The sequence below is a fragment of the Saccharopolyspora elongata genome, assembly GCF_004348985.1.
Lineage (GTDB): Bacteria > Actinomycetota > Actinomycetes > Mycobacteriales > Pseudonocardiaceae > Saccharopolyspora > Saccharopolyspora elongata.
Genome location: NZ_SMKW01000050.1, coordinates 29274 through 41404 on the forward strand (window position 1 = coordinate 29274; position 12131 = coordinate 41404).

11 protein-coding genes are annotated in these 12131 nt (G+C 69.2%); 6 read left to right on the top strand and 5 right to left on the bottom strand.

Going from position 1 to position 12131, the window contains the following annotated elements:
- Window positions 1-76: 76 nt before the first annotated feature.
- From E1288_RS30215 to E1288_RS30225, 3 genes are all read left to right on the top strand, one after another.
- Window positions 77-2365 (top strand): ATP-binding protein, encoded by a 2289-nt coding sequence (locus E1288_RS30215; RefSeq protein WP_165968327.1) that lies wholly within the window; start codon window positions 77-79, stop codon window positions 2363-2365.
- Entirely contained in the window at window positions 2365-2721 is a 357-nt protein-coding gene (locus E1288_RS30220) for a response regulator (RefSeq protein ID WP_132491091.1), read from the top strand. Before E1288_RS30215 ends, E1288_RS30220 begins: the two co-directional genes overlap by 1 nt.
- A 75-nt stretch (window positions 2722-2796) precedes the next feature.
- Window positions 2797-3498, top strand: coding sequence for a response regulator transcription factor (locus E1288_RS30225; RefSeq protein WP_132491094.1), 702 nt, complete (start codon window positions 2797-2799; stop codon window positions 3496-3498).
- Window positions 3499-3566: 68 nt separating this feature from the next.
- Here E1288_RS30225 and cofH read toward each other — a convergent pair whose 3' ends face one another.
- From cofH to E1288_RS30245, 5 genes are all read right to left on the bottom strand, one after another.
- Window positions 3567-5936, bottom strand: coding sequence for a 5-amino-6-(D-ribitylamino)uracil--L-tyrosine 4-hydroxyphenyl transferase CofH (cofH, locus tag E1288_RS30230; RefSeq protein ID WP_132491097.1), 2370 nt, complete (start codon window positions 5934-5936; stop codon window positions 3567-3569).
- A gap of 160 nt (window positions 5937-6096) precedes the next feature.
- A complete protein-coding gene (cofD, locus tag E1288_RS30235) occupies window positions 6097-7077 on the bottom strand; it encodes a 2-phospho-L-lactate transferase (RefSeq protein WP_235883897.1) in 981 nt (326 codons plus the stop codon).
- A complete protein-coding gene (locus E1288_RS49090; protein WP_235883898.1) occupies window positions 7065-7403 on the bottom strand; it encodes a hypothetical protein in 339 nt (112 codons plus the stop codon). The genes cofD and E1288_RS49090 overlap by 13 nt, the downstream gene beginning before the upstream one ends.
- 71 nt (window positions 7404-7474) lie before the next feature.
- Window positions 7475-8266 (bottom strand): nitroreductase family protein, encoded by a 792-nt coding sequence (locus E1288_RS30240; RefSeq protein WP_132491103.1) that lies wholly within the window; start codon window positions 8264-8266, stop codon window positions 7475-7477.
- 10 nt (window positions 8267-8276) lie between these two features.
- Window positions 8277-9836, bottom strand: a complete 1560-nt coding sequence (locus E1288_RS30245) for an AMP-binding protein (protein WP_132491106.1) — start codon at window positions 9834-9836, stop codon at window positions 8277-8279.
- Window positions 9837-10010: 174 nt separating this feature from the next.
- Here E1288_RS30245 and ribA point away from each other — a divergent pair, with 174 nt between their 5' ends.
- The 3 genes from ribA to E1288_RS30260 all read left to right on the top strand — a co-directional run bounded on the left by ribA (window position 10011) and on the right by E1288_RS30260 (window position 12096).
- Window positions 10011-10661 carry a GTP cyclohydrolase II gene (gene ribA / locus E1288_RS30250; RefSeq protein ID WP_328592504.1) on the top strand — a complete coding sequence of 217 codons (651 nt, stop codon included), beginning with the start codon at window positions 10011-10013 and terminating at the stop codon, window positions 10659-10661.
- Window positions 10649-11362, top strand: coding sequence for an NADPH-dependent F420 reductase (gene npdG / locus E1288_RS30255; RefSeq protein ID WP_235883899.1), 714 nt, complete (start codon window positions 10649-10651; stop codon window positions 11360-11362). The genes ribA and npdG overlap by 13 nt, the downstream gene beginning before the upstream one ends.
- Window positions 11363-11466: 104 nt before the next feature.
- Window positions 11467-12096 carry a response regulator transcription factor gene (locus E1288_RS30260; protein WP_132491112.1) on the top strand — a complete coding sequence of 210 codons (630 nt, stop codon included), beginning with the start codon at window positions 11467-11469 and terminating at the stop codon, window positions 12094-12096.
- Window positions 12097-12131 lie beyond the last annotated feature (35 nt).

A 12131-nucleotide genomic window follows, 5' to 3' on the forward strand; every position in this document is an offset into this window, starting at 1 on the left:
AGATCCCTGTTGTGACAACAAACCACGCGCCGGTACATTCTTGTCACGTTGTGTGAATGATCGGGGAGCAGCAACGATGGATACGAGGAAGTCCTCGCAGCGGCATCCACGCTACTCCGACTCACCCGCGGAGAGCAGCGGCGAGCATCGGCAGTTGCTCCACGACATGGGCAACGAACTCGGCGTGGCGCTCGGCACAGCCGAACTGCTGGCCCAGAGCGAACAGCTTCCGGCCTCCGCGCGACAAGGGCTCCGCACGATCGCAGAGGCGATCTCACGCGCCGGAGCACTGCGGAGTTCGATCACCCTCCGCAACACCAAACTCCTGGATGCGGCCAATCTGCTGACCTGTCAATCGGCCGTCCTCGAACTGATCGCCAGGAAAGCACCACTCTCCGCGACACTGGCCAGGCTCGCGAGCGGGATGGAACAGCATCTGCCCGGCACCCACTGCTCGATACTCCTGCTCGATTCGGACAGCCGGCTCTACCACGGGGCGGCGCCGACGCTGCCGGACAGCTACATCTCCGAGATCGACGGCATGTCCATCGGCCCCGTGGCCGGGTCGTGCGGAACCGCCGCATATGCGGGTAAACCGGTCGTCGTCAGCGACATCCTCGAAGACGAGCGGTGGGATGCCTTCCGAGACCTCGGGATGCGCCACGGCCTGCGGGCGTGCTGGTCGTCCCCGGTGGTCAGCCCGCGGACTTCAGACGTCCTCGGCACTTTCGCGGTGTACCACAACACTCCGCACCGCCCGAGCGTCGAGGAGCGAGTGGTCGTCGAGCGGTTCACCCATCTGGCCGCGGTCGCGATCGAGCACCACCGCTTGTTCAGCGCGCTGCACGAAAGCGAGGAGCGGTTCCGCAGCGCTTTCACCGACGCGGCCATCGGCATGGCGTTGGGCGACCGGGAAGGGCGGCTGGTCCACGTCAACGCCGCGTTGTGCACCGACACCGGGTACGACGTGGACGAACTCCACGGCACCTACGTGTCCGACCTGATCAGCGGGGACGGCTCCGCTGAAGTGCGCGCCGCGGTGCGGAAGCTGGTCGCCGGCACGTCGACCAGCTACCTCAAGTTGCACGAGTACCGGCACGCCGACGGCACGCTCCATTCCGCGACCGTGGTCATCTCCCCGGTCAAGGACTCCGAGGACCGCACCCGGTTCGTGTGCCTCCAACTCCGCGACATCACCGACCGCTTGCGCATCGAACGCGAGACCCGAGCCCGCGAGGCGGCCGAACGCGCCAACCTCGTCAAGAGCGAGTTCGTCTCGCAACTGAGCCACGAGCTGCGCACCCCGATCACCGCAGTGCTCGGCTACGCCGAGCTGCTCACCCAGGGCGGGTTGCCCTCGGACGACGCCGCGGACTGCGCTCGGCACATCATGGACGCTGCGGGGCACTTGGAACGGCTGATCGATGACACGCTGTGCATGACGCACGCCGATGCCGGTCGGCTGCCCATCCAGTCCGAGCTGATCGACCTGACGGAGGTCGTCGACGACAGCCTGGCGCTCACACGCTCAGTGGCCGAACGCAAAGCTGTCGCGCTGCGAGTGCTGCCCACGAGCAGCGAGCCCGTCGCCCTCGGCGATCGTCAGCGCTTGCGCCAGGTGCTGCTGAACCTGCTGACCAACGCGATCAAGTACAACCGGCCGGGCGGCCTGGTGACGGTGCGGATCGAGCCGGCCGGGGAGTTCACCCGGCTCGTCGTCGAGGACACCGGGCGCGGCATCGCACCGGCCGACCTCCCCCGCATCTTCGCCCCGTTCCAGCGCCCAGGTGTGCAGCCCGGGGACCCGCCCGGCCACGGCCTCGGCCTGGCTGTCGCCAAGAAGCTCGTCACCGCGATGGGCGGCCGCATGGCCGCCGACAGCGAACCGGGCGTTGGCTCCAGGTTCTGGGTCGAACTTCCGCGGCACGACGAGACTCTCGAAGGGGTGCGCACGCCGTGGGTCCCGGCGCAGCGCTGCGGTGAGAATCCCGTGGTGTTGTACCTGCACAGCGACCTGCACAGCATCGAGGCCATCGCGGAAGCCCAACGGGCGCGCCCGCGCATCCGGCTGCGGTGCGTGTACCAGTTCTACGGCGAGGTCGAAGAACTGATCCGCTTCGAACGCCCCGACCTGGTGGTGATCGACCTCGACGACGCCGGCAGGTCGCGCAGCCTTCTGAACCTCGTCCGCCGGCATCCGCTGACCGCGGAGAAGCCGGTCGTGTGCCTTACCGACACCACTGCGGAGACAATGCCCGACGACATCGGCGCGCCGCACTTCCTCCGCATCCCGGTCGACCTTTCCGAGCTGCTGGAGATCTTCGACCAGAAGCTGCCGATCCCAGGGGAAGCGAACGCGACCTGATGAAGCGCGTACTCGTGATCGAGGACGATCACCGGATGCGCGACCTGCTGGTCCGCCAGCTCTCCGCGCTGCGCTGCGTTGCCTTCGCCGTGGGCGCTCCCTCGGGCGCCCAGCAGGCCGTCGACGCGCACCGGCCCGACATCGTCATCGTCGACATCGGACTGCCCGAAATGGACGGATTCGCGCTGGCTGACATGTTGTGCCACAACGGGATTCCAATGATCGCCAGCACGGGAAGCGCGAGCCCGGACCTCGAAGAGCGGGTCCGCGAGGCTGGTTTCGCCGGGCTGCTGCGCAAACCGTTCAGGTTGCAGGACCTCGCTCGAGAACTCCGCTGCCCCTTGCCCGGGAACTGACCCGAGACGTCCGACCAGTCGGACGAGAACTGGTCCGCGACAAACACCGATCTATTGGAAGGAACCGCACCGAACATGTTCCCCACACGCGCGTCCGGCCACGCCGTGCTGGTCGTTGATGACGACGAGCGCATCCGGCGGCTGGCCGCCCAAGCCCTTCGCGAAGGCGGGTTCGACGTGAGCGAAGCCGGGGACGGCAGGGCGGCTTTCGAGCACGTCCGGCTGAATCGGACGGATTTGGTGGTGCTCGACATCGGCCTGCCCGGTGTCGACGGCCTGGACCTGTTGCACCAGTTCCGCGGCGAGGGGGACATCCCGATCATCCTGCTCACCGCGCGGCGCGGGGAGACCGACCGGGTGCTGGGCCTGGAGCTGGGCGCCGACGACTACGTGACCAAACCGTTCTCCTCCCGCGAACTCGTCGCCAGGGTGCGGACCGTGCTCCGCAGGAGCGGCCGCGACCAGCGCGGCGGATCGCGGCTGGAGTTCGACGGCCTGGTGATCGACGGAGGAACGCGCGAGGTCATCGTGAACGGCGAGGTCGTGGAGCTCACGGCGAAGGAGTTCGACCTGCTGGCACACCTGGCATCCGCTCCCCGGCAGGTCTTCTCCCGGCGGCAACTGCTGCAGGCGGTGTGGCACGCCGCGCCGGACTGGCAGGCCGAGTCCACGGTCACCGAGCACATCCACCGGTTGCGGCACAAGATCGAGAACGACGCGTCCCGGCCGCGGCGGATCCGGACCGTTCGCGGGGTCGGGTACCGCTTCGAACCGTAGGGCCGGCTCTGGGCCGGCTGCGGATCATCCCGGTCCGCAGCCGGTCCAGAGCTGTTCCGCGAGCAACTTCAGGCGCCCACGGCGAGTCCGGCGGGGATCCGCTGGTACAGCGTCGTGCGCTGCACCAGGTCACGCCCCAGCGGCGCGAGCAGCGCCGTGAAATCAGCTTCGCTCATCATCTGCCCGTGCGCAGCACCCGCGGCGCGGCTGATGTTCTCGTCCATCAAGGTGCCACCGAGGTCGTTGACACCCGCCTGCAGCAGTTGGCGGAGCGCCGGCGCACCCAGCTTCACCCAAGACGCCTGCACGTTGTCGATCAACCCGTGGTAGAAGATCCGGGCCACGGCGTGCACCAGGACCACTTCCCGCCAGGTCGGCCCGCGCCTGGCCTCGCGGCGCAGGTACATGGGTGCCGCCATGTGGACGAACGGGAGCCCGACGAACTCGGTGAACCCGCCGGTCCGGCGCTGGACGTCCCGGGTCGCGATGAAGTGCCGAGCCCACGAAACCGGCTGCTCGATCGCGCCGAACATCATGGTGATGTTGGACCGCAGGCCCACCTCGTGCGCTGTCTCGTGACATTCCAGCCACTGGTCGGTGGAGATCTTGTCCGGGCAGAGCAGCCGGCGGACCGGCTCGTCGAGGATCTCGGCCGCCGTTCCGGGCAGCGAGCGCAATCCAGCGTCCGCCAGCCTGCGCAGGTAGTCGCGCAGCGGTTCGTCGAGCCGTCGGGCGCCTTCGAAGACCTCCAGCGCGGTGAACCCGTGCACGTGGATGTCCGGCACCGCTTCCTTCACCGCGCGGGTGACGTCGATGTAGTAGTCGCCGTCGAACCGGGGGTGGATGCCGCCCTGCAGGCAGACCTCGGTGGCCCCGGCCTGCCACGCCTCCCTGGTGCGCTCGGCGATGTCGTCCAGGCCGAGCAGGTAGGGCTTCCCTCGCAGGTTCAGCGACGACTGGCCCTTGGCGAAACCGCAGAAGCGGCAGCGGAACGTGCACACGTTGGTGTAGTTGATGTTCCGGTTGCGCACATAGGTCACGTCGTCCCCGACCGCTTCGGCGCGGAGGTGGTCTGCGTACTCCGCGACGGCAGCGACGTCCGGTCCACGAGCGGTGAGCAGGGAGACGAGCTCGTCGACCCCCAGCTCCTGTCCCGCGGCGTGACCGTCGAGGACCTCCCGCACCGCCGCGGCGGGGGAAGCACCCCGCTGGCCCGGGATCAACACCGGCGGGTCGACGGTGCCGCCGCTGACCCAGGTGCCCGAGCGACGCCCGATGAGCACGACCTCGGCTCCGTCGCCGACGTTCTTGGCGGCGGCCACCCGCTCCGGGAACATCGGCCCGGGGTCGTCCCGGCCCAGCCCGACCGCGTCGGACCTGTCCAGCACCGGGAAGTGCAGGTCTTCGTGCAACCAGCGCTCCGGGTCCGCCGCGAACTCGGGGTAGACGGGCAGGCGGGGCACCAGGCGGTGGCTACGTTCCTCGGTCACGCTCGTCAGCCGATCGAGGTGCGGCCACGGGCGCTCCGGGTTGACGTGGTCGGAGGTGATCGGCGATACGCCGCCCCAATCGTCGATGCCGCAGTCCAGCAGCGCACCCGGGTCGTCGCTGAGGTTCGGCGGTGCTTGCAGGTGCACCTCGTCCGGCAGCAGGATGCGCGCCAGGGCGATCGCGCGCTGGTGCCGCTCGGCGGAGCACGGCGGAGCATCACGCATGGCGGTGTCGGCCTTGGGCAGGAAGTTCTGCACGATCACTTCCTGGATGTGGCCGTACTCATGGTGGATCTCGGCGATCGTCTGCAACGCCGCGATCCAGTCGTCGTCGCGTTCCCCGATGCCGACGAGGATGCCCGTGGTGAAGGGGATTCCGAGTTCTCCGGCCGCGCGCAACGTCGCGATCCGGCGCGCCGGGACCTTGTCGGGGGCCCCGCGATGCGCCGGCAGGTCTTCGACCAGCGACTCCACCATCATCCCCTGGCTCGCGGACACCGGCCGCAGCACGGCCATCTCCGGACCGGTCAGGGCACCGGCGTTGACGTGTGGCAGCACACCCGTCTCGGCGAGGACCGTCGCGCACATCGCGACCAGGTAGTCCACAGTGGATCCGTAGCCGTGCTCGGTCAGCCACTGCTGCGCTCCCGGGTACCGGAGCTCCGGCCGCTCCCCCAGGGTGAACAGCGCCTCGTGGCATCCCACCTCAGCACCCTGGACCGCGATCCGCAGGACCTCTTCCCGGGTGAGGTAGGGGGCGCGCAGGCTCCGCGGCCCCGTTGCGAAAGTGCAGTACCCGCAGCGGTCCCGGCACAGCTTCGTCAGGGGGATGAAGACCTTCGGCGAGTAGGTCACCGTGGTTCCACGAGTGCGGTCCCGCCGCTCCCGCGCCATCGCCTGCAACTCCGCCAGCGGCAGCCGCAGCAGGTCGCGCGCCGTTCCGTCCATTCCATACTCCTTCGCGATTGCGCGGTTCGGTTCTGCGGCGATTTCGCGCGAAATCGCCGCTCCGCACGCCTGCAGGTTGGCGATTTCGCGCGAAATCGCCAACCACCCCATGCCGCACGGGCTCTTCGTCGAGGACCTTGTTCGGGCGAGCCGCAGGTTGCTACGTCACCGCCAGCGCCCCAGCGTCGGCCGAGATCTCCAGCACCTGCCTGGCGAGCGAGACGCCGTCCTGCGGCGTGTTCACCAGGGTCGGCATCGTGGCGGTTCGAATGCCCATCGCGGTGATCTCCACGGTTTCGCCGGCGTCCGCCTCGTCGACCACGAAGAGGTCGCAGATGTCCCGGTACATCGACGCGACACCGGCCGCGCTGTGGCGCAGACCGCGCTGGGCCAGCAGCGCCGCTCGGCTGCGCGCCCGGCCGGCCTCACCCGGGTCCGTGATCGGGACACCGGACACCGCCGGGGTCACCGCGATGACCTGGGCCGCGGTCGTGCGCAGCGCATCGCGGACGCCGGGCAGGGCGAGCACCGGGCCGACGCTGGCCACCGGGTTGCTCGGCCCCAGGATCACCAGCCTGGAGCGCTCGATGGCTTCCAGCACGCCGGCGGCCGGGCGCGCATCGGCGATCCCGCGGTAGTTCGCGGCCTCGACCGTGTCCCGCGCGCCGCGGGGCACCAGGAACTCCTGGTAGTGCATCGTTTCGCCGGTGGCCACCCGGACGAACGTGGTGACCTCGGCGTCCGTCATCGGTAGCACCCGGTGGCGGACGCCCATGCCGGCGGCCAGCCGACTGGTGGCCTCCGAGAGCGTGCGGCCGGACTTGAGCATTCCGGTGCGCAGCAGATGGGTGGCCAGGTCTCGATCGCCCAGCTGGAACCAGGTCTGCTCCCCCAGCCCGCCGAGTTCCGACATGCACCGGAAGGTCTCGTCCGCCATCCCCCACCCGCGTTCGGTGTCCTGGCGACCGGACAACGCGTACAGAACGGTGTCGAGGTCCGGGCAGATGCGCAGGCCGTGCAACCACAGGTCGTCGCCGGTGTTGACGACGAAGGTCAGCGGTTCTTCGGCGATCTCCGCGATGCCGCACCACAGCCGGGCGGCCCCGATCCCGCCTCCTAGTAGCGTGATCAAATCAACCACTCCGGCATCTCCGGCGGCACGCGCCGCCCGTTGGCGATGAAGAACGCGCGGATGACGTTGCCCTTGGCGACCTGCTGTCCCCTGGGCACGTCGAGCTGCTCGGAGAACTCCTTGATCTTCGTCGCGTAGAAGCCGCGCTTGCGGTACTTCCGGGTCTGCGTGTTGAAGATTTCGGCGACCATCTCGTCCGGGGTGCGCTCGACGAACTCCGCGAACTTGCGCAGCGTGTCGAGGCGGTCCGCGCGCTCGTCCTCGGTCAGGTCGGAGTCGAGTTGGTCGGCGTAGCGGCGAACGGTTTCGAAGTCGGTGAACAGATCCTGTGACATTGGCTCTCCCGAGGTGGAACTCCGGCGGTGGGTGGCGGCGATGTCGACGGCCCGACATCGCCGCCGGCGCGTCACTCCGGCAGGCCGAAAAGCCCTGCCAGCGCGCGGATCTCCGCCTTCCGCCACGGCTGCGGCGCGGACGCCTGGATCGCACCCGCATCGACCAGCTCCTGCACGACCTCCGGGTCGCGCTCGAAGCTCTCGCCCCACTTGCCGCGGAAGTACAGCTCCTCGAAGTCCGGGCGCGGTCGCTGACCGCCCGCCTCGGCGTCCTCGGCCGGGTAGCCCAGCAGCTGGATCTGCGCCGGGGTGGCGTGCTCGGGCATGTCCAGCAGCTCGCGGATGCGCTCCCGCTTGCCGGTCAGCAGGCCCGTGCCCAGCCCTTCGTCGACGGCCGCGAGCAGGCCGGACCCGATGGCAAGGCCCGTCTCGATCGCGCTCAGCCATTCGGCGAAACGAATGTCACCGGCCATCACGTTGAAGTCCGGCGTCTTCATCACGACGTCGTCGACGAACTGCTCGCTCCAGCCGTAGCTGGAGGTCAGCGCCCCGGCCTCGATGAGCTTGAGCAGTTCGGGACGCAGGTTGTCCCAGCCGCTCATGTCGATGGTCCAGTAGATGTGCACCGGGGCCTGCGCCGCGGCCGGCTGGTTGTACAGCGCCTCGCAGAGCCCGTCCCAAATCTCCTTGGGCGTCTCCTCCCGGACCACGACGACGGCCTTGCGGATCAGCTGGGCGTTGCCGTGGTTGGATTGCAGGCGGGCCGCTTCCAGCACCTTCTGGATCTTCGCCGATTCCACCGGGCGCCACGGCTGGTAGTAGCGGATCGACCGCCGTGCGCCGACGACCTTCTTGAACTCCATGGTTCTCCCTTCACCTTTCCGGCGAATCGCCGGAAAACTCGTTGCGCAGCAGATGTTTCTGGATCTTTCCCACCGAGGTGCGCGGCAGCCGGTCGACGAACTGCACGAACTCGGGGACCTTGAACTTCGCGAGACGCTGCGCGCACCACTGCCGCAGGTCCTCGGCGGTGGCTTCGGCGCCGGCGTGCAGGACCACGAATGCCTTGATCGCTTCGTCCCGCACCGGGTCGGGAAAAGCCACCACCGCGGATTCGAAGACCGCAGGGTGCTCGTTGAGCACGCGTTCGACCTCGGCGGATGCCACGTTTTCCCCGGAGCGCTTGATGACGTCCTTGGCGCGGTCCACGAAGTGCAGGTAGCCGTCCCCGTCGGCGCGCACGGTGTCCCCGGTGTGCAGCCACCCGTCCCGTAGCGCTTTCGCGGTCGAGTCCGGGTCGTCGAGGTAACCGGTCATGAGCGTCCGGCCCGGCTCGCCACCGACCAGCAGCTCGCCCGCCTCGCCGGGTTCGACGTCCTGCCCCGCGTCGTCGACGATCCGGAGCACGGCTCCCGGGACCGGGCGGCCGATGCTGTGCGGGCGGCGATCCCCGTGCAGCGGCCCCATGGTGGGCGGCGTAACGGTCTCGGTCATCCCGTACAGCTGCACCATCGGAACGCCGAACCGGCCTTCGAACTCCCGCAGCGCAGCTTCGGAGACGTTCTGGGCGAACATCCCCGCCCGCAGCCGATGCGCGCGGTCGTGCTCCGACTGCTCCGCGGCCAGGATCATGCGCATCGGGGCCGCGAACAGGCTGGTGATCGTAGCTTCGAGCGCTGCCGCCTGCGCCGACCACCGGCTGGCGCTGAACTTCGGGGCCAGCCCGATCGACGCGCCCGTCACCAGTGCGGACATCGTCGAGTAGTACTGGGCGTTGCCGTGGAACAGCGGCAGCACCACGAGCTGGCGGTCGTCCGGCCCAAGCCGCAGCTGACCGGCCACCGTCTCCCCGGCCGCGGCGTAGGCCGCGTGCGAGACCAGCACTCCTTTGGGTCGGCTGGTGGTTCCCGACGTGTAGAGGATGCTGGCCGTTTGCTCCGACGTCGTGCCTTCGACCGCGTGCGGGGAGCTGGCGCGGACACATGCGTCGAAGTCATCCGCACCGCCGGAACCGACCACGAAAACCGGTGTTCCGGCCGCCGCTTCGGCGACCACCCGGCGCAGGTCCGGCTCGGTGATCACCGCCCGGCAGTTCGCGTGCCGCAGCACGAAGCCCAGTTCGTCCGCACTTGCCAACGGGTTCGTCGGTACCAGGACCGCGCCCGCCAGCGCGGCGCCGAACCAGCTCTCGTAGAACTCGGGCTGGTTGGTCAGGTGCACGTTGACCCGGTCGCCGGGGCGGACCCCGGCGTCGCGGAGCAGCCCGGCGACCTGCCGGGCCCGCAGGAAGAACTCGCCGTAGCTGGTGGTGCGCACACATCCGGGCTCCGGCTCGAAGGCCAGGAACGTGCGACGCGGTGCATAGGTAGCGTGCCAGGCCAGCAGGCCGTGCAGCGTCCGCCCGTCGCCGGCGGTCAGCGTTGTTGTGAGCACGGCAACAGCGTTGACCGGCAAGATCAGACCGACATCAAGTAATTCTCAACATTTCATTGTCCGGACGATCTCGCCGCCGCCGGTCCCTACCGTGATCCACGGCAGAGTCACTCACCGGGCGCGCCATCGTCCGGGTTCCCAGGTCAGGGAGGCGGCACGATGTCCCATCCCGCGGTGGACAACACTGCAACCGCGTGTTCGGGCCGAGCGGCGATTCCCACCCCGCACGGCGTCTTCCAGGCGATCGCCTTCCGCGCACCCGACGGTGTCGAGCACGTCGCGCTGGTCCGCGGCGAGGTGCGCGGTGGCGAGCCGGTGCTGGTCCGCATCCACAGCGAGTGCCTGACCGGCGACCTGTTCGACTCCCTGCGCTGCGACTGCGGCCCGCAGCTGCGCGCCGCGCTGGTCGCCATCGCCCAGGAAGGCCGGGGTGTCGTGGTGTACCTGCGAGGGCAAGAGGGGCGCGGGATCGGCATCGGGCGCAAGCTCCAGGCCTACGACGCCCAGCAGTCGCTCGGGCTGGACACCGTCGACGCCAACACCCACCTGGGACTTCCGGTCGACTCCCGCGACTACGGAGTCGCCGCGGAGATCCTCGCCGAGCTGGGCGTTCAAGGCGTTCGGCTGCTGACCAACAATCCGGACAAGCAGGACGCCCTCCAGCAACACCGCATCCCGGTGGTCGAGCGGGTGCCCCTGCAAACGCAGCCCACCCAGCACAACATCGGCTACCTGACCGCGAAGCGGGACCGCCTCGGGCACCTCCTCGACCTGCCGATCACGCACACCGACCAGAACGGGAAGGAACTCCAGTGGAGAAGGTGAAGGCCCCCGTGCCGAGCAGCCCCGCGGAAGCCCAGCTGGACATCGCCGACCTGGTGGTCGGCGTGCTGGGCGGCACCGGGGACCAAGGGCGCGGCCTGGCACGCCGATTCGGCCTGGCCGGAAGCGAAGTCCTGATCGGCTCCCGGTCGGCGGACCGAGCGCGTTCGATCGCGCGCGATCTACCCGTCGCGACCGGGATGGACAACACCGAGTGCGCGGCACGCGCCGATCTGGTCATCGTGGCGGTGCCGTGGGACAGCCACGCTGCATTGCTGTCCGAAGTGGGCGGAGAACTCGCCGGGAAGATCATCGTCGACTGCGTGGTCCCGATGGGCTTCGACAAGCGCGGTGCACACGCGCTCGACGTGCCGGAGGGAAGCGCCTGCCTGCAAGCCCAGCAGATCTGCCCGATGAGCCGCGTGGTCGGTGCTTTCCACCACGTTTCCGCGGCGCTGCTGCTGGATCCTTCGGTGCCGCGGGTGGAAACGGACGTGATGGTGGTCGGCGACGACCGGGCGGCCACCGATGCGGTCATCGAGCTGGTCGGCACCATCCCGGGCATGCGCGGGATCTACGCGGGTCGGCTGCGCAACTCCCGCCAGGTGGAGGCGCTCACCGCCAACCTGATCTCGATCAACCGCAGGTATCGAGTGCACGCCGGGTTGCGGGTGACCGATGTCCCGGGGATTCCAGCGCACTGATTCCGCCTCGATCAGGGGTGGCCGGACCACCCGGTCACCCGGTACGGCCGGGTCCGGCACGTCCTCGCCGGACCGTTCACCCGGATGCTCGGAACGGAGCTGCCATGGACGTCTCGCGAAACGTCGGTGAACGAAGGAACTCCGCACAGGTCCGCGTGCTCGTCGCGGACCGCCACCCCGTCGTGCGGTACGGGATCGGCTTGCTGCTTGGCAGCAGTTGCTCGTTCACGCTGGTGGGCAGCGTGGGCAGCGGGCGCGAAACGATCGAGGTGGGCGCCGGCACGCACCCGGACGTCATGCTGCTCGACGACCGCTTCCGCGATCTGCTCGCCCCCGAGATCATCGCCGAACTGCGGCGCAGGGACCCGCACATCCGCACGGTCGTCTTCACCGCCGTCCCAGAACACGCAGTCGTGCGCGCAGCCGTGGACGCCGGGGCGCACGGCGTGCTGCCCAAAGACGCGGGTCGCGGCGACATCACGCGCGCGCTGCTGGCGGTCGCCCGCGGCGACCGGCTGCCCCAGCCGCCGCGACGCCAGCGCGGGCCGATCACCACCCGGGAGTACGACGTGCTGCGCCGAGCAGCACTGGGCCAGAGCACCACGGAGATCGCCGCGGCGATGTATCTCTCGCCGAACACCGTCAAGGGCTACATGCAGAACACGCTGCGGAAGCTGGAAGCCCGCAACCGAATCGAAGCCATCGCCAAAGCCCGCGGCCTCGGCCTGCTCTGAGAGCCTGTCTTTGACCTGACGTTGCCGCCCGCGCC

Bases quoted from the DNA above. Each gene is read 5' to 3' on its own strand.
- E1288_RS30260 (WP_132491112.1), top strand. From the start codon at position 11,467: ATGGACGTCTCGCGAAACGTCGGTGAACGAAGGAACTCCGCACAGGTC.
- E1288_RS30220 (WP_132491091.1), top strand. From the start codon at position 2,365: ATGAAGCGCGTACTCGTGATCGAGGACGATCACCGGATGCGCGACCTG.
- E1288_RS30240 (WP_132491103.1), bottom strand. From the start codon at position 8,266: ATGGAGTTCAAGAAGGTCGTCGGCGCACGGCGGTCGATCCGCTACTAC.
- E1288_RS49090 (WP_235883898.1), bottom strand. From the start codon at position 7,403: ATGTCACAGGATCTGTTCACCGACTTCGAAACCGTTCGCCGCTACGCC.
- cofH (WP_132491097.1), bottom strand. From the start codon at position 5,936: ATGGACGGAACGGCGCGCGACCTGCTGCGGCTGCCGCTGGCGGAGTTG.
- E1288_RS30225 (WP_132491094.1), top strand. From the start codon at position 2,797: ATGTTCCCCACACGCGCGTCCGGCCACGCCGTGCTGGTCGTTGATGAC.
- E1288_RS30215 (WP_165968327.1), top strand. From the start codon at position 77: ATGGATACGAGGAAGTCCTCGCAGCGGCATCCACGCTACTCCGACTCA.